The sequence below is a fragment of the Pseudomonas sp. LB3P93 genome, assembly GCF_054898025.1.
Window position 1 is genome coordinate 2,979,060 of the sequence record NZ_CM142713.1, and the last position, 22,086, is coordinate 3,001,145.

The following is a 22,086-nucleotide window of genomic DNA, read 5'->3' on the forward strand; positions in this document are numbered from 1 at the left end:
GCAGTCGCATATTTTTCAATGCGACCATTTTTGGGGCGGCTTCGCCACCCAGCGGGAGCGAGCTCCCTCGCCACAGGTGCTGGCTGTGGGTTACTGCGCCAACCACCCGCCATCAATATTCCACGCCGCGCCACGTACCTGGCTACCGGCTTCACTGCACAAGAACAACACCAGTTCACCCAACTGCGGTGGCGTGACGAACTCCAGCGACGGCTGCTTCTCCGCCAGCAAGTCATGCTGCGCCTGCTGCGGGTCGATCCCCTTGGCGATGCGATCATCAATCTGCTTCTGCACCAGCGGCGTCAACACCCAACCCGGGCATATGGCGTTGCAGGTGACATTGGTCGTTGCCGTTTCCAGCCCCACCACTTTGGTCAGGCCGATCACGCCATGCTTGGCCGCGACGTACGCGGCTTTACCCACCGAACCCACCTGGCCGTGCACCGAAGCAATGTTGATGATCCGCCCCCACCCTTTGGCGCGCATGCCCGGCAGGCTCAAGCGGGTGCTGTGAAACACCGAAGACAGGTTGATCGCAATGATCGAATCCCAGCGCTCCACGGGAAAATCTTCCACCGGCGCCACGTGCTGGATGCCGGCGTTGTTCACCAGAATGTCGACGCCACCGAACTCGCGATCGGCATACGCGATCATGTCGGCGATCTGCGCCGGGTCGCTGACGTCGGCCGGATGATGGCCGACCTTGCCACCGAACTGCTCGACCTCGGCAATCACTTTGGACGCATCGCCGAAACCGTTGAGAATCAGATTGGCGCCGGCCTTGGCCAGACTGAGGGCTATCCCCAGGCCAATGCCGCTGGTGGAGCCGGTGACCAGTGCAGTCTTGCCCGAAAGAGTCGTCATGAATACCTCACACAATGCCAGTGGCGTAGAAAGTACCGATCACCACAAAGACCGCCAGGGTCTTGATCAGCGTAATACAGAAAATGTCTTTGTAGGCTTCGCGGTGGGTCAGGCCGGTGACCGCCAGCAAGGTAATCACCGCGCCGTTGTGCGGCAGGGTGTCCATGCCGCCGCTGGCCATCGCGGCCACCCGGTGCAGCACTTCCAGCGGGATGTTGGCGGCATGGGCCGCTGCGATAAAGTCATTGGCCATGGCCGCCAGCGCAATGCTCATGCCGCCCGACGCAGAACCGGTGATGCCGGCCAGCAGGGTCACGGTAATCGCTTCGTTGACCAGCGGGTTGGGAATGCTCTTGAGCCAGTCGGCCAGTACCAGGAAGCCCGGCAGCGAGGCAATCACCGCGCCAAAACCGTATTCGGAAGCGGTGTTCATCGCCGCCAGCAAAGAACCGCTGACCGCACTTCGACTGCCTTCGGCGAGCTTGCCGCGAATCGCCTGGAAGCCGAACACCAGCACCATGATGATGCCCACCAGCAAGGCCGCCTGAACCGCCCAAATCGCGGTGAGTTTGGCGATTTCGGTGGTCACCGGCGCGGTCATGCCCGGCAACGCCAGGCTGTGGGTCTTGCCGTACCACTGCGGAATCCACTGGGTAAACAGCAGGTTCATGATGCCCACCGCCAGCAGCGGCGACAGGGCGATCCAGGGGTTTGGCAGTTTGATGTCAGTCGCGGTTTCCGGCTCGTTGCGCAGATCAGTGCCATAGCCTTCACCAGCGGCCTGAGCCTTGTTGCGTTGGCGCTGGAGAAACAGCATGCCGGCGCAGACCACGAAGATTGCGCCGATCACACCCAGCCACGGCGCTGCCCACGCGGTGGTGTTGAAGAAGGTGCTGGGGATGATGTTCTGGATTTGCGGGGTGCCGGGCAGGGCGTCCATGGTGAACGAGAATGCACCGAGGGCGATGGTGGCCGGGATCAGCCGCTTGGGAATGTTGCTCTGGCGGAACATTTCAGCGGCAAACGGATAGACCGCAAACACCACCACAAACAGCGACACGCCGCCGTAAGTGAGCAGGGCGCAGACCAGCACGATCACCAGCATGGCTTGGCGAGTGCCGAGCAGCCGAATCGCAGCGGCGACGATGGAACGCGAGAAACCCGACAGCTCGATCAGCTTGCCGAACACTGCGCCGAGCAGGAACACCGGGAAATACAGTTTGATGAAGCCGACCATTTTTTCCATGAACACCCCGGTGAAAGCAGGGGCGACGGCGGAAGGGTCGGTGAGCAAGACGGCGCCGAGGGCGGCAATCGGGGCGAAGAGAATAACGCTGTAGCCACGGTAAGCAGCCAGCATCAGCAGCGCGAGGGCTGCCAAGGCAATGATCACACTCATGGTGTGTCTCCTGGATTGTTATTTTTGTAGGGTGGATCTTTTGTGGGAGAGGGCTTAGCGAGATTCGTGCCATGCATGCAACATGTTGAAATATAAGGATATTTGTTTATTTGTGAGACGATTTTTAATTATTTGTCTCTATTTTGAGATTTCTAGTGGCTGTGCCGACGTCTTCGCGGGCAAGCCCGCTCCCACAGGTTTTGTGGTTGCCGCTGAATTATTGGCTCGACGCAAACCCTGTGGGAGCGGGCTTGCCCGCGAAGAGGCCTTATCTACCAATAGAGATCAGTGTCTCTTTATAGAGACTCAGCAATCCCCAACGCCACCATCTTCTTATACAAAGTCGACCGCCCCAGCCCCAACCGCGCTGCCGCTTCAATGACTTTGCCCCCGCATTGCGCCAGGGCTGATTCAATCAACTGCCGGTCAAACCGCTCCCGCGCCTCACTGAACGTCTCATGCGCAACCGCCTCGATCACCCTCGGCACCACACGCTCCACCGGCGTAAACGTACCAATCGCTGCGCGGATATCGCCCGCATTCAACATCAGGTCATCACTGAGCAGCGCCGCGCGTTCCAGCACATTGCGCAGTTCACGGATGTTCCCCGGCCAGGCGTGTTGCCCCAACAGCTCCAGGGCTTCGGTGTTCAACTCATGCTGACTGCGCAGTTCCTCAAGGATTGCTTCACTGAGCGCCGGCAAGTCGTCGAGCCGATCGCGCAGGGGCGGTACGTTGATCGGCAGCACGTTGAGGCGGTAATACAAATCGGCGCGAAATTCGCCGCGTTTGATCGCCGCTTCCAGATCCGTGGAGGTGGCCGCGATCACTCGCACATCGCTCTGGATCACTTCATTGGAACCGACCGGCTCGAACTCCTTTTCCTGCAACACGCGCAGCAATTTGCTTTGCAGCGGCAGCGGCATGTCGCCGATTTCATCGAGAAACAGCGTGCCGCCCTGAGCAATCTGTAACTTGCCGGCCCGGCCCTTGCGATCGGCGCCGGTAAACGCGCCGGGCGCAGTGCCGAAGAATTCGGCTTCCAGCAACGCCTCGGGAATCGCCGCGCTGTTGATGCTGACAAAGGCTTTGTGCGCGCGCGGCGAGGCGCCGTGGATCGCCTGGGCCAGCAACTCCTTGCCGGTGCCGGTCTCGCCGAGCAACAGCACCGGTGACTCGGCACTGGCGCTGCGCCGGGCACGGCGCTTGACTTCGAGGCTGGCGGCGCTGGTGCCAATGAAGTGGGCGAAGTTGTATTTGGTCTGCCGCGACCGCAGCAACGAGCGGGTGGAGGCCAGTTCTTCCTGCATGCTCAGGTAGCGCTTGAGCATCGGCGACAGACTGTGCAATTCGTCGAACAGCGCAAAACCGATGGCGCCGATCACTGCGCCCGCGTCGTCGTGGATCGGCAGGCGCATCACCACCAGCGGTTCCTTGGGCGTGTCTTGCATGTCCAGCAGGATTGGCCGGCCGGTGCGCACCACCTCACGTAGCAGGCTGCCGGGGATCACGCTTTCGCAGGCCTTGCCGATGGCCACTTCGGCCGACTCCAGGCCGAAACGCCGGGCATAGCGCTCGTTCATCCAGACGATGTTCGCGTCGCGGTCGACAATCACCGTGCCCTCGCTGGACTGCTCGATGATCTCGAACAGCGAACGGATCGCCAGCAGGCGAACACGCTGGTAGTCCTTGAGGCTTTCGGTGGTGTTCATAGAGGTTAGATCCAAAATAAGTGTTGTCTTGGCGGGCCCTATCGCTAGCAGGCTAGCTCCCACAGTGGACCGCGATTCAATGTGGGAGCTAGCCTGCTAGCGATTGAGGCGACGCGGTCCCATGCCTACCGCGGATGCGCCGCCGCCAACAGCTCTTTGGTGTACGGATGCTGCGGTGAATCAAATACGTCATGGCTGGCGCCGCTTTCGACCACTTTGCCGTCCTTGATCACGATCATGTCGTGGGCCAGGGCGCGCACCACCGCCAGGTCATGGCTGATGAACAGGTAAGTCAGGCCATGTTTTTCCTGAAGCTGGCGGAGCAGGGCGACCACTTGTTTCTGCACGGTGCGGTCCAGTGCCGAAGTCGGTTCGTCGAGCAAAATCAGCGCCGGCTTCAGCACCAGCGCCCGGGCGATGGCGATGCGTTGACGTTGGCCGCCGGAGAACTCGTGGGGATAGCGATGACGGCTTTGCGGGTCGAGGCCGACTTCTTCCAACGCGCGAATCACTTCGGCCTTGCACTCTTGCGCCGTCAACTGGCTATGCACTTCAAGGCCTTCGCTGATGATCTGCGCCACGGACATTCGCGGGCTGAGACTGCCGAAGGGGTCCTGGAACACCACCTGCATCTTCTTGCGCCATGGCCGCAGCTGCTTTTGCGTCAGGCCGTCCAGCGCCTCGCCCTGAAAGCGAATGCTGCCTTCGGAATCGAGCAGGCGCAGGATCGCCTGACCCAGCGTCGACTTGCCCGAGCCGGACTCGCCAACGATGCCGAGGGTTTTTCCGCGCTGAATGTTGAGGCTGATGCCATCCACCGCTTTCAGGAAAGTCTTGCGCTGGAACAACCCGCCACCAATGGCAAACTGCACGCTCAAATTGTCCACTTCCAGCACGTTCTCGCGCTCGTCCCGAGGCAAGGCTTCGCCTTCTGGTTCGGCGTTCAGCAGCACGCAGCTGTACGGATGCTTCGGCTCGGTGAAGATCGTCTCGCACGTGGCCTCTTCGACGATTTCCCCGGCCTTCATCACGCACACGCGCTGGGCGATGCTGCGCACCAGATTGAGGTCGTGGCTGATCAATAGCAGCGACATGCCGAGCCGCTGTTGCAGGGACTTGAGCAGAATCAGAATCTTGCGCTGCACCGTGACGTCCAGCGCCGTGGTGGGCTCGTCGGCGATCAGCAACTGCGGCTCGCAAGCCAAGGCCATGGCGATCATCACCCGTTGCCGCTGGCCACCGGACAGTTGATGGGGATAGGCCTTGAGCCGCTCTTTGGGCTTTTGAATGCCGACCAGTTGCAGCAACTCCAGAATCCGCGCTTGGGCCATTTTGCCCGTCAGGCCCTTGTGCACCAGCAGGGTTTCGCCGATTTGCTTTTCGATGCTGTGCAACGGATTGAGCGAGGTCATCGGTTCCTGAAAGATCATCGCGATCCGGTTGCCGCGCAACTCACGCAACACCTGAGGCGAGGCGCCGAGCAGCTCCTTGCCGCGATAACGAATGCTGCCAGTGGTTTGGGTGCCGGTCTCGGGCAGCAGTTGCAGGATCGAGTGGGCCGTCACCGATTTGCCGGAGCCCGATTCGCCCACCAACGCCAGGCATTCGCCGGGATGGATGTCCAGGCACAGGTTGCGTACCACCGTCTGGCCATTGAAGGCCACGCTGAGGTCACGGATTTCGATCAGGTTGGTACTCATATCAGCCGTCCGCTGCAAAATCGTGGGTCAGGATCGAGGATCAAACGCATCACGCAACGCCTCGCCGATAAACACCAATAAGGAAAGAATCAGCGCCAGGGTGAAAAACGCCGTCAGCCCCAGCCAAGGCGCTTGAAGGTTCTGCTTGCCTTGCCCGATCAACTCACCCAGCGATGCGCTGCCGGCCGGCATGCCGAAGCCGAGGAAGTCCAGCGCCGTGAGGGTGGAGATGGCCCCGGTGAGAATGAACGGCAGATAGCTCAACGTCGCGTTCATGGCGTTGGGCAGGATATGCCGGACAATCACTTTTCGATCCGTGAGGCCCAGCGCACGGGCGGCTTTGACGTATTCCAGATTGCGCCCGCGCAGGAACTCGGCGCGCACCACGTCGACCAGCGCCAGCCAGGAAAACAGCGCCATGATCCCCAGCAGCCACCAGAAATTCGGCTCGACGAACCCCGACAGAATGATCAGCAGGTACAGCACCGGCAGCCCGGACCAGACCTCCAGCAAACGTTGACCGATCAGGTCGACCCAGCCGCCGTAATAGCCTTGCAGCGCGCCGGCGGCGATGCCGATCAGCGCACTGACAAAGGTCAGCATCAACGCAAACAGGATCGACACCCGTGCCCCGAAAATCACCCGGGCCATGACGTCCCGGGACTGGTCGTCGGTGCCTAGCCAGTTGACACTCGTGGGTGGGCTCGGCGCCGGTTTATTGAGGTCATAGTTGGGCGTGTCATCGCTGAACGGGATCGGCGGGAAAAGCATCCAGCCGCCGTCCTTGTGAATCAGCTTCTGCACGTAGTCGCTTCGATAGTCGGCCTGGAACGGCAGTTGCCCGCCGAACTCCTGCTCGGTGTATCGCTTGAACACCGGGAAGTACCACTGCCCCTGATAACTGACCACCAGCGGCTTGTCGTTGGCGATCAACTCGCCGCCCAACGTCAGCAGAAACAGGCCAATGAACAACCACAGCGACCACCAGCCCCGGCGGTTTTTCTTGAAGCGTTCAAAGCGGCGACGACCTAACGGCGAGAGCTTGAACATCAGGCGTTCCTCGCGGCGAAGTCGATACGCGGGTCGACCAGGGTGTAGCAGAGGTCGCCGATCAGTTTGATCAGAAGCCCGAACAGCGTGAAGATAAACAGCGAGCCGAACACCACCGGGTAGTCCCGCGACACGGCGGCCTCATAGCTCATGCGCCCAAGGCCATCGAGCGAGAAAATCACTTCGATCAGCAACGAGCCGGCGAAGAACACGCTGATGAACGCCTGGGGAATCCCCGACACCACCAGCAGCATTGCATTGCGAAACACATGGCCGTAAAGCACTCGCCGTTCGCTCAAGCCTTTGGCCCGTGCGGTGACCACGTACTGGCGCGTGATTTCATTGAGGAACGAGTTCTTGGTGAGGATCGTCAGGGTGGCGAAACCACCGATCACCAGCGCCGTCACCGGTAGAACCAAGTGCCAGAAGTAGTCGGCGATCTTGCCCACGGTCGACAGCGACTCGAAGTTGTCCGAGACCAGCCCGCGCACCGGGAACCAGTTCAGCGAGGTGCCACCGGCGAAGACCACGATCAGGAACATCGCGAACAGGAACGCCGGCATCGCGTAGCCGATGATGATTGCCGTGCTGCTCCAGATATCGAAATGGCTGCCATGGTGCACGGCCTTGCGGATGCCTAGCGGGATCGACACCAGGTAGGTGATCAGCGTCGCCCAGAGCCCGAGGGAAATGGTCACCGGCATTTTTTCCAGAATCAGGTCGGTGACGGTCGCGCCGCGGAAGAAGCTCTTGCCGAAGTCCAGGCGCGCGTAGCTGGTGAGCATAAGCCACAGGCGTTCATGTGCTGGCTTGTCGAAGCCGTATTGCTTTTCGATGTCTTTGATCAATTGCGGGTCGAGGCCACGACTGGCGCGGGAGGTGCCGGACATGGTTTCCCCGGAGCCTCCGCCGACCGCTGCACCGCCAATGCCTTGCAAGTGTGCGATGGCCTGTTCCACCGGACCGCCCGGCGCGGCCTGGACGATGATGAAGTTGACCAGAAGAATGATCACCAGCGTCGGGATGATCAGCAGCAGGCGCCGCAGTATATAAGCCCACATCAATGCGGCCCTCCGGGTTTGCCACGGCGGATTTTCTCGGCCGTCATTTGCTGGTTGGTCAACGGCGTGGTGCTCGTTTCCCACCAGCTCTCTATGGCTTCGTCATTACTGGCCTGCTCGTTGGGCATTCCGAACCGGTTCCACCACACCGTCGAGGTGCCCGGCGGGTAATAGTTGGGAATCCAGTAGTAGTTCCATTGCAGCACCCGGTCCAGCGCATGGGCGTAACGCAGCATTTCCGGCTGGGTGTTGGCGCGGACCAGCCCGTTGATAAGGGTGTCCACCGCCGGGTTCTTCAGCACCATGTAGTTGTTGGCGCCGGGGTCGTTGGCCGAGATCGAGCCGAAGTAGTTGAACAGTTCGCCACCCGGTGAAGTGGTGACCGGGTAGCCGGTGACGATCATGTCGTAGTCGCGGCTCATCAGGCGATTCACGTACTGGGACGAGTCGATGCGCCGAATGTTCAGGTCGATGCCGATCTGTTTCAAGGTGCGCTTATACGGCAACAGTAATCGGTCCATGCCGTTCTGGCTGACCAGAAAGGTGAAACTCAGCGGCGTGCCTTCGGCGTTGACCAATTGGTCGCCGTCGGGTTTCCAGCCGGCCTGCTCGAGCAGGTTCAGCGCTTGCAATTGTTTGTCGCGAATCAAGCCGCTGCCATCGGTTTTCGGTGCTTCGAAGACTTGGGTGAAGACCTCGTCGGGGATCTGTCCACGCAGCGGTTCGAGAATCGCCAGCTCGCCCGCATCCGGCAGCTGGCGGGCGGCGAGGTCGGTGTTGGAAAAGAAACTCTGCTGGCGGATGTACATGTCCCGCATCATCTGCCGATTGCTCCACTCGAAATCCCAGAGCATCGCCAGGGCCTGGCGCACTCGGCGGTCCTGGAATATCGGGTTTTGCAGATTGAAGACAAAACCCTGGGCCGATTGCGGTGCTTGCGTTGCCAGATGCGCTTTTTGCAGACGACCGTCACTCAGGGCCGGGCTTTCGTAGCCGATCGAGTAGCCGGTCGCGGAGAATTCGCGGTTGTAATCGTAGGCGCCGCCACGCAGGACCTGGCGCGCGACGTCGGTATCGCCGAAATACTCGATGCTGAAGCGATCGAAGTTGTAGAGGCCGCGGCTGACTGGCAAATCCTTGCCCCACCAGGTGGCATTGCGCTCGAAGGTGATGCTGCGGCCGGAATCGACCTTTCCAACCCTGTAGGGACCGCTGCCCAGTGGCGCCTCGTAACCACCACCATTGGCGAAATCACGGGTCTTCCACCAGTGCTCCGGAAAGACCGGCAAGGTGGCAATGTCGAGGGGCAGGGTGCGGTTTTCGTTGCTTTTGAAGTCGAATCGAACCGTCAGCGGCGCTTCGACTTCGACGCCTTTGACGTCGGCGAACTGGGTGCGATAGCGCAGGCTGCCCTGGGTCATCAGCAGGTCGAAAGTGTAGCGCACGTCCTGGGCGGTAATCGGTGTGCCGTCGGCAAAGCGCGCCTTCGGGTTCAAATAGAAGCGCAGGGACATGCCGTCGTCCGAGCGCTCCATCTTCTGTGCTACCAGGCCGTACACGGTGTAGGGCTCGTCAAGGGAGCGTTGGGCCAGAGGCGAGTAGATCAAACCGTCGATTTGCGTGACGCCAATGCCCTTGTCGATGTACGGCAATATATGGTCGAAGTGCCCGATCTCGATGGCGGAGCGACGCATCGTGCCGCCCTTGGGGGCTTGCGGGTTGGCGTAGGCGAAATGACTGAAACCGGCGGGATACTTCGCCGGCTCGCCGTACACGGTCAACGCATGTTGCGGTGCTGCATTCACACCAGCGGCACTTAATAGCAGGGCCACGGCAGTGAACAACAAAGTAGGGAAAGCCAGTCGCATTGTCAGCCTTAGAGCCGGGTGGTCGATAACCGCAATTTGTACGCTAGCGGCGCGTCCCTCGCCAGCCGTATCACGTATCCGAAACACAACGGCCCACCAAAAGGCGGGCCGTCATGCACAAAACCAGGGTGTGGATCAGTCCTGGCGGCTGGTCACTTCCAGCAAGTGATAGCCAAACTGGGTCTTGACCGGGCCTTGCACCACGTTGATCGGTGCACTGAAGACGACGGCGTCGAACTCCTTGACCATCTGGCCTGGACCGAACGAACCCAGGTCACCGCCTTGGCGGCTGGACGGGCAAGTGGAGTTGGCTTTGGCAACGTCGGCGAAATCGGCGCCGCCTTCGATCTGGGCTTTGAGTTCGTTGCACTTGGCTTCCGAGGCAACCAGGATGTGACGGGCAGTGGCTTTAGCCATGGAAAAATACTCCTTTCAATGTTCAGTAAAGTGCGGAGCCTACCGGATTCAGTGGCCTATTTCTCGTCAAAGTTCCGGACGGATTATAGGCCGGCATTTCTAAGGCGTTCGGCGTGCTGCACATACAAGGCAATCGGGTCGATGTCCTTCAGTGGTCCGGCGGTTTGACTGAGGCTGTCCAAATGATCCAGTGGATAGTCGGAACGGATAACTTTGCCTAAATGGGAGCTGTAGCGGCCAACCATGCCGTCATTCTGCTCCGCTTCGGTGGTGAAGTAGCGGGAACAGGCCTGGAGGAAGCCGTGCAGCGGATTGACCGCATTCAGGCCTTTGTCGAGCAGGTCGCCCTGCAATGTCCCGCTCCAGGAGTAATAACGCACGCCATTAACCAGCTCGCGGCCCTTGCCGCCCCAGGTTTTCGGCAGCCCTTGCGGGTACTTGTCGTTGAAAGCGCCGACACCTTCGGTGGTCAATGCGTTGAGCGCGGCGATGGCGTTCTGCGGTAGAGCCTGGTGGCCACTGAGCAACGACAGAAAGTCGGCAAACAGCGTGGCAACCGTTGCCGCGACGTGTTCCGGCAGGCGCCCGGGCGTCATGGCCTTGCGCAGAAAATCGGCCAGTTCCGAGCCGTGGTTCGGGCCGCTGACCGAGGTCACCGACGCGATGATCTCCGGCGCGATTGCCGCGGCGTAACGTGCGGCGAGGGCACCCTGGCTGTGCCCGATCAGGTTGACCTGTTGGGCGCCGGTTCCTTCCAGCACCCGTTCGATCTGTGCCAACAGTTGATCGCCGCGCACTTCGTTGCTTTGGGTAGCCGAGAGGTGGGGGATAAACACTCTTGCGCCGGCACTTCTGAGGGCCTGCTTGACGTCATGGAAGAGTTCGACTTTGCCAATGCGATCAAAGCCGAAGAGCCCGTGGATCAGCAGGATTGGGTACTGAGTGGTTGCATTCCGTAGCATGTTCATTCCTTTTTCGCGGTGGTTCAGAGGGGGGAATATGGGCTCACTCTAAAGCACACTGGCAGCTCGGCGGTGTATGAGGAATCCGCTGTAAGCTGATGAAAAAGGTATAGAAAACGTAGGAAAGTTCGAAAGAGAATGAGGTCCTGTTCGGAATATTTGGACATCTTTTTGTCGTTCGCCGAACGCATCATTGCAACGGCCTACTGTGCAAACGCCGTTTACCTGTCAACCGATTCGCATTTCAGGCGCCCAGCCCTCAATCGAGGGCTGGGCGGTTGGCAGTGGTTATTCCGGCCGTTGAACGCTGTTCTGCACTCGCTGCGCTCGCATCCGGTCGGATGCCTGGCGCAGCAGCTGTTCGGTTCCGGTCCAGCCAAGGCAGCCATCGGTCACCGATACGCCGTAGCGCAATGACGGGCTCAAGGGCTGGCAGCCTTCGAACAAATGGCTCTCGATCATCATGCCGATCAGCGATCGATCACCTTGCAGGCGCTGTTCAAGCACATCGTTGAAAACGGCCGGCTGACGTGCCGGGTCTTTGCCGCTGTTGGCGTGGCTGCAGTCGACCATGATTCGTGTCGGGATCTTCACTTTGGCCAAATCCCTATTTATCTGGGCGACGCTGTCGCGATCGTAGTTGGGCCCGCGATGACCGCCGCGCAGCACCAGATGGGTGTCGGGATTGCCCGGGGTTTGAATGATCGCTGGATGCCCTTGGCTGTCGACGCCGAAATGGCGATGCGGGTGGGCGGCCGAACGCATGGCGTCGCTGGCGACGGCGACGCCGCCATCGGTGCCGTTCTTGAAGCCGACTGGCATGCTCAGGCCACTGGCCATTTCCCGGTGGATTTGCGACTCGGTGGTGCGGGCGCCGATAGCGACCCAGCTCAACAAATCGTCGAAGTAGCCGGCGGCCAGGGGTTGCAGCAGTTCGGTGGCAATCGGCAAGCCGAGGCGCAGCATTTCGCGCATCAGTTCACGCGAAAGCGTCAAACCGCCGGCCATGTCATCGCTGCCGTCTAGCTGCGGATCATAGGCCAGGCCTTTCCAGCCGACCGTGGTGCGCGGTTTTTCGACGTAGGCACGCATCACCAGCAGCATTTCATCGCTGACTTCGGCGGCGAGGCGGGCGAGATTGGACGCGTATTCGAGGGCGGACTGGGGATCGTGTATCGAGCAAGGGCCGACGATGATCAGCAAACGGGAATCTTCACCGTTGAGGATTGCGCGGACCGCGTCGCGGTGGGCGGCGACTTGCCGGGTCAGGGCATTGTCGAGGGGCAGTTGCTGTTTGAGCTGCAATGAACTGGGCAGACGCAGGGTCAGCGCTTCATTGGCGGGGCTCAAGGTGGACAGCGGCAGAGCAGAGACGGACGAGTTCATATTCAGGCTTCCTGGGCTGGCGGCGGGTTCGTCCCGCGCGCTCGGCCCTACTGGGGTGTTCGACAATTGGCCGGATTGGCTGCGTGTGAGTGCTTGCCACCTGTGGGTGACCGATCGGAGGCGGCAGGCTGTCCCGAGCGGAGGCTGGTAAATCGCCAGGCGGTAAAACTGTCGTAACGGTAATAAGTGGCGTAGTTCATTTTCTAAATCCTCAAGTTGTCTGGTGTGTCGCTAAAAATGGGGGGGCTGAAAAAACAAAACCCCCGGTCGGGAGGCCGACCGGGGGTTGAGAATTCTCTGGTGGCGACCCGTTTAAAGTGGGCGCCGTGTGGGTATCAGGCGCGCCAGTGGCTAAACCAATACCCAAAATAAAAGCTGACCGGAACACAAACGTCAGTCGCCCGGGCAGCCGCAACCGAGCGCGAGGCGCTGGCGGTACGAAGCTGTGAGAGGGCGTTGAACATGGTCTGTCTCCGATGAATGCGCCGAGCTTACTAGAGGCCGGTGCGCGGTTTCAATCAGAAAATGCTATCGATCACTGGCCGCGTTTTCTATCGCTTGAGTGCGTCAGGGTTTATGACACACTTCGCGTTCCGCCTAACCTGTCACATCACAAGGACGAAACATGACGACACTGACCATCGCCGCGGCTCAATCGATCTCCATTGCGGGTGATCTCGCGGCCAATATCGCCTGGCATCAGCGCTTCATGCAGGTTGCCGCGGAGCAGGGCGTCCAGTTGCTCGTCTTTCCTGAGTTGTCGCTGACCGGGTACGAGCGCGGGCTGGCGGCTGAGCTGGCGATTGACCCGAATGACGAGGTCCTGCGACCGCTGCGAGATTTCGCGCGGGAAACGGGCGTGACGAGCGTGGTCGGAATGCCGATTCGTCTGTCGGATGATTCTCCGCTACTGATCGGTGCGTTGATCCTGGGCGCCGATGGTTCACTCGGGGTGTACAGCAAGCAGCATCTGCATCCGGGCGAAGAGGTGGCGTTTGCGCCGGGCACGGGTGGTTCGACGTTGAAGATCGGCACCGACACGGTTGCGTTGGCGGTGTGCGCCGATTTTTCTCACGCCAGTCACGCAGCCGCGGCGGCGGACCAAGGTGCCAACCTTTATGCCGCCGGCGTATTGATCACCGAAAACGGCTATGCGCCGGATTCTGCACTCTTGCAAGGCTATGCCGGCACCCATTCGATGGCGGTGCTGATGGCTAACCATGGCGGGGTGACCGGTGGCTGGGAATCGGCTGGGCGCAGTGCAATCTGGGCGGCGGATGGATCGTTGATTGCAGCAGCACCCGGCACGGGTAATTTGCTGGTCATTGCTCGCCGAGATGCTGGTGGCCGTTTTAAAGGGCAAATCGTGGAGGTCGTGGAGGCTTGATGGGGTTCGTATTGCGCCCGGCAACCGCCCGGGATCTGGAGTTCGCTCGCGACCTGACCTGTCGAACCATGCTCGGCTACTACATTCGGCATGATTTGTTATGGCAGGACGAAGCCTTCGATGTGGCCTGGGCCGGGCGCGAGAACTGGTTGATCGTCCGTGACGATGTCTTGCAGGGTTATGTGAGCCTCAGTCGCGACGCTAGAGCTTTATATATCCGCGAGTTGCACGTCCTCGAAGCGTTTCAGGGGCAGGGTGCCGGCTCCTGGGCGATCGATCAGGTATTTGCCATGGCGTGCAAGGAGCGGCGTCCGGCGCTACGCCTGACAGTTTTTGAAACGAATCCCGCTAAAGCCCTGTACGAGCGAAAAGGGCTGAAGGTAGTCGGCCAAGACGAGTGTTTCCTGAGAATGCAGCGCGATGTCGATCAGCTCCATGGCTGAAACACGCTTGGGGCAAGCCTTTCAAGATGTATTGAAACTTTTTATATAGTGCTTGCCGCTAGGTCTGCCAGTCGCTTTTTGCTAAGGTGTCCGGCAACCCAATAAGACCATATCGCGAGGTGTCTGCTTGATTAGGGTGCTAGTAGTCGATGACCATGATCTCGTTCGTACAGGCATTACACGAATGCTGGCTGACATCGATGGCCTGCAAGTAGTCGGCCAGGCTGAGTCAGGGGAGGAATCCCTGCTTAAAGCGCGTGAGTTGAAACCCGATGTGGTGCTGATGGACGTCAAGATGCCCGGGATCGGCGGTCTTGAAGCCACGCGCAAATTATTGCGCAGTCATCCGGACATCAAAGTCGTCGCGGTCACCGTGTGCGAGGAAGATCCGTTTCCTACGCGGCTATTACAGGCCGGTGCCGCAGGTTATCTGACCAAGGGCGCCGGGTTGCCGGAAATGGTCCAGGCGATTCGCCTGGTGTTTGCCGGGCAACGCTACATCAGCCCGCAGATTGCGCAGCAACTGGCGATCAAATCCTTTCAGCCGACCAACGATTCGCCCTTCGACGCGCTGTCGGAACGCGAGATCCAGATCGCACTGATGATTGTCGGCTGTCAGAAAGTCCAGATCATTTCCGACAAGCTCTGCCTGTCGCCAAAAACGGTCAACACTTACCGTTACCGCATTTTCGAGAAGCTCTCGATCAGCAGTGATGTCGAGTTGACGCTGTTGGCGGTGCGTCACGGCATGGTCGATGCCAGCCTCTGAAAATGACTGAAGTCTTCGATCCAGGCGCCTTTCTGTCCACCGTCAGTGGGCGTCCCGGTGTCTATCGCATGTTCGACAGCGATGCACGCCTGCTGTACGTCGGCAAAGCCAAGAATCTGAAAAAGCGCTTGGCCAGCTACTTCCGCAAAACCGGTCTTGCGCCTAAGACCGCGGCGTTGGTGGGGCGCATCGCCCAGGTCGAAACCACCATCACGGCCAACGAAACGGAAGCCTTGCTGCTTGAGCAGACACTGATCAAGGAATGGCGCCCGCCGTATAACATCCTGCTGCGCGACGACAAATCCTACCCTTACGTGTTTCTCTCGGATGGCCAGTTCCCTCGTCTGAGCATCCATCGCGGTGCGAAGAAGGCCAAGGGCAAGTATTTCGGTCCGTATCCCAGCGCCGGCGCCATTCGCGAAAGCCTGAGCCTGCTGCAAAAGACTTTTTTTGTTCGCCAGTGCGAAGACAGCTATTACAAGAACCGTACTCGCCCTTGTCTGCAATACCAGATCAAACGCTGCAAGGCCCCGTGTGTTGGATTGGTGGAGCCCGAGGTATATGCCGAAGACGTCCGCCACTCGGTGATGTTCCTTGAGGGTCGCAGCAATGCGCTGACGGACGAGTTGTCTGCAGGCATGGAAGAGGCGGCGATCAACCTCGAGTTCGAGCGCGCCGCCGAGTTGCGTGACCAGATTTCACTGCTGCGGCGAGTTCAGGACCAGCAAAGCATGGAAGGCGGTACTGGCGATATCGATGTGATCGCTGCGTTCGTCAATCCGGGCGGCGCTTGCGTTCACCTGATCAGCGTGCGCAGTGGGCGAGTGCTGGGTAGCAAGAACTTCTTCCCTCAAACCGGAATCGACGAAGACGTTTCTGAGGTCATGGCTGCATTTCTTGGCCAGTACTTCATTACCAGTCCGGAGCGCGACCTGCCGAGCGAGTTGATCGTCAACGTGGTTCACGAAGACTTTCCGACCCTGATTACGGCCATCGAAGAGCTGCGCGGTCGCGAGTTGACCATCAGCCATCGAGTGCGCGGAACGCGAGCGCGCTGGCAACAACTGGCGGTCACCAATGCCGAGCAGGCGTTGGGCGCGAGGCTGGCCAACCGTCAACACGTCGCCGCACGTTTCGAGGCCCTGGCAGAAGTGTTGAACCTCGACGAGCCGCCGCAGCGTCTTGAGTGCTATGACATCAGCCACTCCAGCGGCGAAGCCACCGTTGCCTCGTGTGTGGTGTTCGGTCCGGAAGGTCCGATCAAATCCGACTATCGTCGTTACAACATCGAAGGCGTGACACCGGGCGACGACTATGCAGCCATGCACCAGGCCCTGACCCGGCGCTTCAGCAAACTGAAAGACGGGGAGGGCAAGCTGCCGGACATTCTGCTGGTGGATGGCGGCAAGGGGCAGCTGTCGATGGCCCGCGACGTGCTCAATGAACTGGCGGTGCCTGACCTGATTCTACTGGGCGTGGCCAAGGGCGCGACGCGCAAGGCCGGTTTTGAAACCCTGTACCTCAACGACGCGGCCCACGAATTTACGTTGCGCGGCGATTCTCCAGCGTTGCATTTGATTCAACAGATACGCGATGAAGCCCACCGTTTCGCAATTACCGGGCACCGTGCGCGCCGTGGTAAAACCCGGCGCACATCGACGCTTGAGGGCGTTGCAGGCGTCGGACCGACACGTCGGCGCGATTTGTTAAAACATTTTGGTGGATTGCAGGAGCTGTCTCGTGCCAGCATCGAAGAGATCGCCAAAGCACCCGGGATCAGTAAAAAGCTCGCAGAGTTGATTTATGCAAATCTGCACAGCGAGTAGAATGCCACCTCACCTCGTAGCCAGTTGTGCCGATGAATATCCCTAATCTGATTACCGTTCTACGCGTCCTGCTCATCCCGATCTTCATTTTACTGTTCTACCTGCCTTACCAATGGAGCTACCTGGCCTCCGCCTCGGTCTTCGCATTTGCCGCCGCCACTGACTGGCTGGATGGTTATCTGGCCCGTCGTCTTGAACAAAGCACACCGTTCGGGGCTTTCCTCGATCCTGTGGCTGACAAGCTGATGGTTGCCGTGGCGCTGGTATTGCTGGTGCAAGAGCACGGTAATCTGTGGCTTACACTGCCTGCTGCGGTCATCATCGGTCGCGAGATTGTCGTTTCGGCTCTGCGCGAATGGATGGCCGAACTCGGCGCCCGCGCTCACGTCGCCGTGTCAAACCTGGGCAAATGGAAAACCGCCGCACAAATGCTGGCGCTGGTGATCCTGCTGGCCAATCCTTCGGACTTCACCTTCTGGGTCTTGATCGGTTACGCCTTGTTGCTGGTGTCTGCCGGCCTGACATTGTGGTCGATGGTCCAATACCTGCGGGCTGCCTGGCCGCATCTGAAGACCGACGTGGAAAAGAAATAAAACTTTTTTGAATCAAAGGGTTGACGGGGCTTCTGGATTCTATAGAATGCGCCACACCAAGACGCGGGAATAGCTCAGTTGGTAGAGCACGACCTTGCCAAGGTCGGGGTCGCGAGTTCGAGTCTCGTTTCCCGCTCCAAGTTTGTACACATTTGATGTTGCGCTACATGACAGCAAATGTTTGAGGCCGAGTAGCAAAATGGTTATGCAGTGGATTGCAAATCCACCTACGCCGGTTCGATTCCGACCTCGGCCTCCACTATAAACAAGCTCCGTAGATCTATGATTTACGGAGCTTTTTTATTTCCGCAGCCTTGCAAGATTTTGTCTTGAAAAGGGTATCTGCGAACTTGCTTCACCGGGACGGGATGTATATATTTCGTCCTCTGTTGCACAAGCCAGACAGCTTCACCGCGCTACCGCCCGAATGGCGAAACTGGTAGACGCATGGGACTTAAAATCCCCCGCTCGTAAGGGCGTGCCGGTTCGATTCCGGCTTCGGGCACCATACATATCAAAGGCCTGCATGAGGACACTCATGCAGGCCTTTGTCGTTTCTGCTCCGCAATTTTTGACAGCCGATCCTCGTCGACCTCAAGCCTGGCGCTGCCAGACTCCGGAAGCGGCGGTGCGCCGAACATAATCGCTGAAGTCTCGTGCAGGCCGGCCTAGCGCACGCTGAACGCCATCAGTCAGTGGTGTATTGCGTCCATCGAGCACCGTTGTGAAGAGATACAGCACCAGGTCGATCAACTGCGCTGGAAGTTGTGCCTGCTCCAACGCCAGACGATAGCCTTCTGACGGCACAGCAGCGAAGCGGATATCACGCCCGGTCTCCTTTGCGATCTCATCGACCGCTTCGGCAAACGTCAGGGCCCGTGGCCCGGTCAATTCATAGAGTTGGCGTGAGTGCTCGGGTTGGGTCAGCGCCTGGACGGCAATTTCGGCGATGTCCTCCACATCGACGAAGGGTTCCGCGATATTGCCGACGGGAAGGGCCAGTTCTCCCTGAACAATGGGCTCCAGAAAATGCGCCTCGCTGAAGTTCTGGAAGAACCAGCTGGCCCGCAGGATCGTCCAGTCGACGCCGCTGTTCTGTATGACGCGTTCGGCTTGTTCCGCTTCGATCTCGCCGCGCCCGGACAGCAGCACCAGTTTGCTGACGCCACTTTTGACGGCCAGGTCGGTAAACGCCTGAACTGTCTCGAGAGCGCCCGGTACGGCAAGGTCTGGCTGATAGGAAATATAAGCCGCGTGAACGCCATCAAGCGCTGCATCCCAGGTCGTCCGGTCTTCCCAGTCAAAGGGTGGATTCGCCTCGCGCGATCCCAGGCGCACAGGCAATCCCGCCGCTTTGAGATGTTGAGTGATCCTGCGCCCTGTTTTACCGGTCGCACCGAGAACGAGGAAAGTGTCTTGAGCGGTTTTCATCGCGTTCATCTCCATCGGGTTATGTGAGTGATGCTCACGTTTAAAGATGATAAACGCTCATGTTCTGCCGTCAACCAGCGTAATGACGGAAACCGACGTACGGACGCAACCACTTGGGGGCGTAGGTGGGGGGTGCTAAGGTGAGTGCTCGTCATGTTATTTATCGGGAATCACGCCAGTGCGAAAGAAAGCCGCCGCCGGGCTCGAGCAATCTGTTTCAGAGTCGAGCCGACGCAATCCCACGCAACAGCGCAGTCGCGAGCGGCAGGAGCGAATTCTTGCCGTGGCGACTCAACTGATAGCAACCAAGGGCAGCGATCAGGTCAAGATGAGCGAAATCGCTGAGCGCTCTGAGATCTCGATCGGGTCGCTTTATCAATACTTCCCTGACAAGAGTTCAGTCATTCGCACGCTGGCCGAGCGCTATAACGCCGCAAGCCGTCGCTGTATCGAAGAGGCGCTGGTCGCGGTGCAGGATGCCCAAGGGTTGGCTGATGCCTATTCAGACCTGCTGGATCAATATTACGAGATCGTTCAGGCCGAGCCTGCGATTCGGGATATCTGGTCCGGCATGCAGGCAGACAAGCAGCTGCTGGCGCTGGAGCTGGAGGAGAGTCGTGTGGCGGGCGGGTTACTGGCCGATGCGATGCTGCGGGTGTTTCCAGGCAGCGATACACAGCGGGTTGCTGATTCAGCCTTTCTGATCTGGCAGCTCGGTGAGGCGACCATGCGACTGGCCATTTCCTGTGAGCTCGAGGAGGGGCGGCGGTTGTTTGAAGCGTTCAAGCGCATGTCCCTCGCGGAGATCATGCAGCCCATGTGCATGAAAGCGTCCGAGTCATAACAGCAGCGGGTCGAGCAAGTCGCTCTAGCTGCCCAATGCAATCCCCTGTGGGCGCGAGCTCTCACAGGGGATTTTCATTGCCTTTAAACGAAAGGCTGGCCGGTAAAGCCACGAGGTAGTCTTTGCAACCCGGCCATGGCGGTAAGCCGTTCTACCCAGGCTGCCCGCCAGTCATTGGCGGTGTGGGTGACTTTGGCCTTGCGTGCAGCACGGCGTGCTGCGTTGCGTTCGGCTTTGCGCGCTTCCTTGAACGCGTCGGTGTTTCGGCAGCTTCTGCACTTTACGCGGGTCAATTCGCTGCTTGAGGTGAGATTGCTGCCTTTGTGACCGCAGGCCAGATGCCCGCTGACTTTGAAGTGGGTGACCATGGAACGTCTCCTTCGCGACGTGTGATCGTTTGACCTCCCGCCAACGATGACGTTCGCTGGCTGCCTGACGCGCAAAAAAAAGGCCTGCATGCGGGCAGGCCAGGGGTATTTCTCAAAGGAGTGGTTCACTGTAGGACGTGTGTTGTGAACATTACGTGAAAAGAGGTCCACAAAAAAAAGCCCGGCGAAAGGCCAGGAGGGTGTGTAGCGCAAGATAATCAGACAAGCATGTGCGCGGTGACGATGGAGTCGCCGATCATGCGTCCTGAATCAGGCCCTGTTCTCGAATCGCGCGTCCAGATTGGATCATCTGAACCGCGGAAGAGGCGGGTCGACAGGTTTTAACGAAGACAGGGTGTTTCGAATCAGTGGCGCGTCTTTCTCGATGTCGTTCAGGCGGTCACGGATTCTGAGGGCTGTCGGGTGCCCTCCTTGATGATCTACCCAGTCGGCAATCTCCTTGCACGCAGCGGCAAGTCGAGCCTGGCGGGAGTCGAGCAGGGTGAGCAGGGTGGTGATGGACTCTTTTTCGGACATGGCAAACACCTCCGTTCAAGAAACCTGACAAATAGCAGCAAAAAGCCCGCGTGGTGCGAGCTTTCTGCCGATGGGGTCGCTGTTCCTTCAGCTGTGTTCAGTATAGACCGGGACTTCAGCCTTGGCTGACCTTCACTTGTGAGGTGCGATTGAGCCGTAGGCATTCACGTTGAGCATCCTTTTCAAAATCGAATCCGTCACCGATAAAGCCACAGGTGCGGGTATCTTCGATGCGATACCAGAAAGCGGCGTCGGGTGGCTGATGACTGGATTCTCCGGCTCGGCGGCCATGAATGATGATCTTGTTGCAACGCTTCACAACGAATATGTCTTCCATGGCGTCACCGCAGCTGATTCATGTCCACATCAACTATAGAAGTTCTTTGCGATCGTGCAAAAAATGAACGGGTCAGTTCGTCGGTTCAGCCGCTGCGATCATTTTTTCCAGAAACACGGTCAGCCCGACTTCCTCAGCCCTGAGCCCTTTACGCAGCCTCGGCCGGGGCAGTTGGGACAAGGCACCGAGCATGAAGCCTTCGAGCACCGCCGGGTGGATGTAGCACTTTCGGCACACCGCCGGTGTGTTGCCGAGTTGCTTGGCTACGTTCTTGACCATCTCCACCACATGCCGTTTCGCATCCGACTCGGGTTCCCACTGCAACTCGCGCAGCACCGACAATGCCAGGGCGCTACCCGCCCAGGTGCGGTAATCCTTTGCCGTGAAGTCGGCGCCGGTGAGGGTTTGCAGGTAGGCATTGACGTCTGAGGAGGTGACGGTGTGCCGCTCGCCATTTTCGTCCAGGTACTGAAAGAGGTCTTGTCCGGGAATCTCCAGGCAGCGCTTGATGATTCGCGCCAGGCGTCGGTCTTTTACGGTGATCTGATGCTCGACGCCACTCTTGCCGCGGAACTGAAACTGGATCGCACTGCCGTTGACCTCGACGTGACGGTTGCGCAGGGTGGTCAGGCCATACGAGCGATTTTCCCGAGCGTACTGGGTATTGCCGACCCGGATCAGCGTCGCATCAAGCAAAGTAATGACGGTGGCCATGACTTTGTCTCGGCTGAAACCCGGAGCGTCCAGCAGTGCTTCAAGCTGTTTGCGCAGTTTCGGCAGTGCCAGGCCAAAGTCCCGCAGTCGTGAGTATTTGTCGGCATCGCGCACTTCGCGCCAGCGCACGTGATAACGGTATTGTTTGCGACCGCGAGCGTCACGCCCGGTGGCTTGCAAATGGCCGCGCGGGTCGGCGCAGATCCACACATTGGTATAGGCCGGCGGCACGGCGAGGGCGTTGAGGCGCTTGATTTCGTCGGGATCGGTAATGCGCTGGCCTGCCGGATCGAAGTAGCAGAATTTGCCACGCAACAGTTTGCGGGTGATTCCAGGCTGCGTGTCATCGACATAATGCAGGTCGGGAGGCAGCACATCGGGCAGCGCGGTGTCGGACATGGCGAAAATCCTTGGCGAT

21 protein-coding genes and 3 tRNA genes are annotated in these 22,086 nt (G+C 59.3%); 9 read left to right on the forward strand and 15 right to left on the reverse strand.

Annotated features, from left to right (window positions below; translation table 11 throughout):
* Window positions 1–90 precede the first annotated feature (90 nt).
* The 10 genes from hbdH to ACYZT8_RS13555 all read right to left on the reverse strand — a co-directional run bounded on the left by hbdH (window position 91) and on the right by ACYZT8_RS13555 (window position 12,419).
* On the reverse strand, window positions 91–864 hold the full coding sequence (gene hbdH, locus ACYZT8_RS13510) for a 3-hydroxybutyrate dehydrogenase (protein ID WP_461981828.1): 774 nt from the start codon (window positions 862–864) through the stop codon (window positions 91–93).
* A gap of 7 nt (window positions 865–871) precedes the next feature.
* Window positions 872–2,263: a GntP family permease gene (locus tag ACYZT8_RS13515; RefSeq protein ID WP_461981830.1), complete on the reverse strand. Its 1,392-nt coding sequence runs from the start codon at window positions 2,261–2,263 to the stop codon at window positions 872–874.
* A 296-nt stretch (window positions 2,264–2,559) separates the two neighbouring features.
* On the reverse strand, window positions 2,560–3,975 hold the full coding sequence (locus ACYZT8_RS13520; protein WP_461981832.1) for a sigma-54 interaction domain-containing protein: 1,416 nt from the start codon (window positions 3,973–3,975) through the stop codon (window positions 2,560–2,562).
* A 125-nt stretch (window positions 3,976–4,100) separates the two neighbouring features.
* A complete protein-coding gene (locus ACYZT8_RS13525; RefSeq protein ID WP_461981834.1) occupies window positions 4,101–5,675 on the reverse strand; it encodes an ABC transporter ATP-binding protein in 1,575 nt (524 codons plus the stop codon).
* Window positions 5,676–5,702: 27 nt separating this feature from the next.
* Window positions 5,703–6,725: an ABC transporter permease gene (locus tag ACYZT8_RS13530; RefSeq protein WP_461981836.1), complete on the reverse strand. Its 1,023-nt coding sequence runs from the start codon at window positions 6,723–6,725 to the stop codon at window positions 5,703–5,705.
* The gene (locus ACYZT8_RS13535) at window positions 6,725–7,786 is read right to left on the reverse strand and encodes a microcin C ABC transporter permease YejB (RefSeq protein ID WP_461958632.1); all 1,062 of its coding nucleotides are present in this window, start codon (window positions 7,784–7,786) and stop codon (window positions 6,725–6,727) included. Before ACYZT8_RS13535 ends, ACYZT8_RS13530 begins: the two co-directional genes overlap by 1 nt.
* Complete coding sequence (locus ACYZT8_RS13540) at window positions 7,786–9,654, reverse strand: extracellular solute-binding protein (protein ID WP_461981838.1); 1,869 nt, start codon at window positions 9,652–9,654, stop codon at window positions 7,786–7,788. The genes ACYZT8_RS13535 and ACYZT8_RS13540 overlap by 1 nt, the downstream gene beginning before the upstream one ends.
* A 135-nt stretch (window positions 9,655–9,789) precedes the next feature.
* Window positions 9,790–10,071, reverse strand: coding sequence for a peptidylprolyl isomerase (locus ACYZT8_RS13545; RefSeq protein WP_461981840.1), 282 nt, complete (start codon window positions 10,069–10,071; stop codon window positions 9,790–9,792).
* Between the two features lie 83 nt (window positions 10,072–10,154).
* Entirely contained in the window at window positions 10,155–11,033 is an 879-nt protein-coding gene (locus ACYZT8_RS13550) for a lipase family alpha/beta hydrolase (RefSeq protein WP_461981843.1), read from the reverse strand.
* A gap of 288 nt (window positions 11,034–11,321) precedes the next feature.
* Entirely contained in the window at window positions 11,322–12,419 is a 1,098-nt protein-coding gene (locus ACYZT8_RS13555; RefSeq protein ID WP_461981845.1) for a 3-deoxy-7-phosphoheptulonate synthase, read from the reverse strand.
* Window positions 12,420–13,044: 625 nt separating this feature from the next.
* On the opposite strand from ACYZT8_RS13555, the gene ACYZT8_RS13560 reads away from it, so the two are divergent.
* The 8 genes from ACYZT8_RS13560 (at window position 13,045) to ACYZT8_RS13595 (ending at window position 17,945) form a co-directional block, all read left to right on the forward strand.
* A complete protein-coding gene (locus tag ACYZT8_RS13560; protein ID WP_461981847.1) occupies window positions 13,045–13,806 on the forward strand; it encodes a carbon-nitrogen hydrolase family protein in 762 nt (253 codons plus the stop codon).
* Complete coding sequence (locus ACYZT8_RS13565; protein ID WP_461981849.1) at window positions 13,806–14,249, forward strand: GNAT family N-acetyltransferase; 444 nt, start codon at window positions 13,806–13,808, stop codon at window positions 14,247–14,249. Before ACYZT8_RS13560 ends, ACYZT8_RS13565 begins: the two co-directional genes overlap by 1 nt.
* A 127-nt stretch (window positions 14,250–14,376) precedes the next feature.
* Window positions 14,377–15,018: a response regulator transcription factor GacA gene (gene gacA, locus ACYZT8_RS13570; RefSeq protein WP_008015884.1), complete on the forward strand. Its 642-nt coding sequence runs from the start codon at window positions 14,377–14,379 to the stop codon at window positions 15,016–15,018.
* Between the two features lie 2 nt (window positions 15,019–15,020).
* The gene (gene uvrC, locus ACYZT8_RS13575) at window positions 15,021–16,844 is read left to right on the forward strand and encodes an excinuclease ABC subunit UvrC (protein WP_461981851.1); all 1,824 of its coding nucleotides are present in this window, start codon (window positions 15,021–15,023) and stop codon (window positions 16,842–16,844) included.
* A gap of 32 nt (window positions 16,845–16,876) precedes the next feature.
* On the forward strand, window positions 16,877–17,437 hold the full coding sequence (gene pgsA, locus ACYZT8_RS13580; protein WP_109632018.1) for a CDP-diacylglycerol--glycerol-3-phosphate 3-phosphatidyltransferase: 561 nt from the start codon (window positions 16,877–16,879) through the stop codon (window positions 17,435–17,437).
* Window positions 17,438–17,500: 63 nt separating this feature from the next.
* A tRNA-Gly gene (locus tag ACYZT8_RS13585) sits at window positions 17,501–17,576 on the forward strand.
* Window positions 17,577–17,622: 46 nt separating this feature from the next.
* A tRNA-Cys gene (locus tag ACYZT8_RS13590) sits at window positions 17,623–17,696 on the forward strand.
* A 162-nt stretch (window positions 17,697–17,858) separates the two neighbouring features.
* Window positions 17,859–17,945, forward strand: a tRNA-Leu gene (locus ACYZT8_RS13595).
* Between the two features lie 86 nt (window positions 17,946–18,031).
* On the opposite strand, the gene ACYZT8_RS13600 is transcribed toward ACYZT8_RS13595, so the two are convergent.
* Complete coding sequence (locus ACYZT8_RS13600) at window positions 18,032–18,868, reverse strand: NmrA family NAD(P)-binding protein (protein ID WP_461981853.1); 837 nt, start codon at window positions 18,866–18,868, stop codon at window positions 18,032–18,034.
* Window positions 18,869–19,046: 178 nt separating this feature from the next.
* On the opposite strand from ACYZT8_RS13600, the gene ACYZT8_RS13605 reads away from it, so the two are divergent.
* Entirely contained in the window at window positions 19,047–19,712 is a 666-nt protein-coding gene (locus ACYZT8_RS13605; RefSeq protein ID WP_461981855.1) for a TetR/AcrR family transcriptional regulator, read from the forward strand.
* 83 nt (window positions 19,713–19,795) lie between these two features.
* On the opposite strand, the gene ACYZT8_RS13610 is transcribed toward ACYZT8_RS13605, so the two are convergent.
* The 4 genes from ACYZT8_RS13610 to ACYZT8_RS13625 form a co-directional block, all read right to left on the reverse strand.
* Window positions 19,796–20,080, reverse strand: coding sequence for a hypothetical protein (locus ACYZT8_RS13610; protein ID WP_461981857.1), 285 nt, complete (start codon window positions 20,078–20,080; stop codon window positions 19,796–19,798).
* 306 nt (window positions 20,081–20,386) lie between these two features.
* Complete coding sequence (locus ACYZT8_RS13615; protein WP_010460746.1) at window positions 20,387–20,617, reverse strand: hypothetical protein; 231 nt, start codon at window positions 20,615–20,617, stop codon at window positions 20,387–20,389.
* A 115-nt stretch (window positions 20,618–20,732) separates the two neighbouring features.
* A complete protein-coding gene (locus ACYZT8_RS13620) occupies window positions 20,733–20,954 on the reverse strand; it encodes a hypothetical protein (protein WP_461981859.1) in 222 nt (73 codons plus the stop codon).
* Window positions 20,955–21,026: 72 nt separating this feature from the next.
* Complete coding sequence (locus ACYZT8_RS13625) at window positions 21,027–22,067, reverse strand: DNA topoisomerase IB (RefSeq protein WP_461981861.1); 1,041 nt, start codon at window positions 22,065–22,067, stop codon at window positions 21,027–21,029.
* Between the last annotated feature and the right edge of the window lie 19 nt (window positions 22,068–22,086).

Excerpts from the sequence above, each read along its gene's own strand:
- ACYZT8_RS13565 (WP_461981849.1), top strand. The coding sequence starts at position 13,806 with ATGGGGTTCGTATTGCGCCCGGCAACCGCCCGGGATCTGGAGTTCGCT.
- ACYZT8_RS13525 (WP_461981834.1), bottom strand. The coding sequence starts at position 5,675 with ATGAGTACCAACCTGATCGAAATCCGTGACCTCAGCGTGGCCTTCAAT.
- ACYZT8_RS13620 (WP_461981859.1), bottom strand. The coding sequence starts at position 20,954 with ATGGAAGACATATTCGTTGTGAAGCGTTGCAACAAGATCATCATTCAT.
- ACYZT8_RS13520 (WP_461981832.1), bottom strand. The coding sequence starts at position 3,975 with ATGAACACCACCGAAAGCCTCAAGGACTACCAGCGTGTTCGCCTGCTG.
- ACYZT8_RS13550 (WP_461981843.1), bottom strand. The coding sequence starts at position 11,033 with ATGCTACGGAATGCAACCACTCAGTACCCAATCCTGCTGATCCACGGG.
- ACYZT8_RS13545 (WP_461981840.1), bottom strand. The coding sequence starts at position 10,071 with ATGGCTAAAGCCACTGCCCGTCACATCCTGGTTGCCTCGGAAGCCAAG.
- ACYZT8_RS13610 (WP_461981857.1), bottom strand. The coding sequence starts at position 20,080 with ATGGTCACCCACTTCAAAGTCAGCGGGCATCTGGCCTGCGGTCACAAA.
- ACYZT8_RS13555 (WP_461981845.1), bottom strand. The coding sequence starts at position 12,419 with ATGAACTCGTCCGTCTCTGCTCTGCCGCTGTCCACCTTGAGCCCCGCC.
- ACYZT8_RS13530 (WP_461981836.1), bottom strand. The coding sequence starts at position 6,725 with ATGTTCAAGCTCTCGCCGTTAGGTCGTCGCCGCTTTGAACGCTTCAAG.
- ACYZT8_RS13535 (WP_461958632.1), bottom strand. The coding sequence starts at position 7,786 with ATGTGGGCTTATATACTGCGGCGCCTGCTGCTGATCATCCCGACGCTG.
- ACYZT8_RS13600 (WP_461981853.1), bottom strand. The coding sequence starts at position 18,868 with ATGAAAACCGCTCAAGACACTTTCCTCGTTCTCGGTGCGACCGGTAAA.
- hbdH (WP_461981828.1), bottom strand. The coding sequence starts at position 864 with ATGACGACTCTTTCGGGCAAGACTGCACTGGTCACCGGCTCCACCAGC.
- ACYZT8_RS13625 (WP_461981861.1), bottom strand. The coding sequence starts at position 22,067 with ATGTCCGACACCGCGCTGCCCGATGTGCTGCCTCCCGACCTGCATTAT.
- ACYZT8_RS13540 (WP_461981838.1), bottom strand. The coding sequence starts at position 9,654 with ATGCGACTGGCTTTCCCTACTTTGTTGTTCACTGCCGTGGCCCTGCTA.
- ACYZT8_RS13615 (WP_010460746.1), bottom strand. The coding sequence starts at position 20,617 with ATGTCCGAAAAAGAGTCCATCACCACCCTGCTCACCCTGCTCGACTCC.
- ACYZT8_RS13515 (WP_461981830.1), bottom strand. The coding sequence starts at position 2,263 with ATGAGTGTGATCATTGCCTTGGCAGCCCTCGCGCTGCTGATGCTGGCT.
- pgsA (WP_109632018.1), top strand. The coding sequence starts at position 16,877 with ATGAATATCCCTAATCTGATTACCGTTCTACGCGTCCTGCTCATCCCG.
- ACYZT8_RS13560 (WP_461981847.1), top strand. The coding sequence starts at position 13,045 with ATGACGACACTGACCATCGCCGCGGCTCAATCGATCTCCATTGCGGGT.
- uvrC (WP_461981851.1), top strand. The coding sequence starts at position 15,021 with ATGACTGAAGTCTTCGATCCAGGCGCCTTTCTGTCCACCGTCAGTGGG.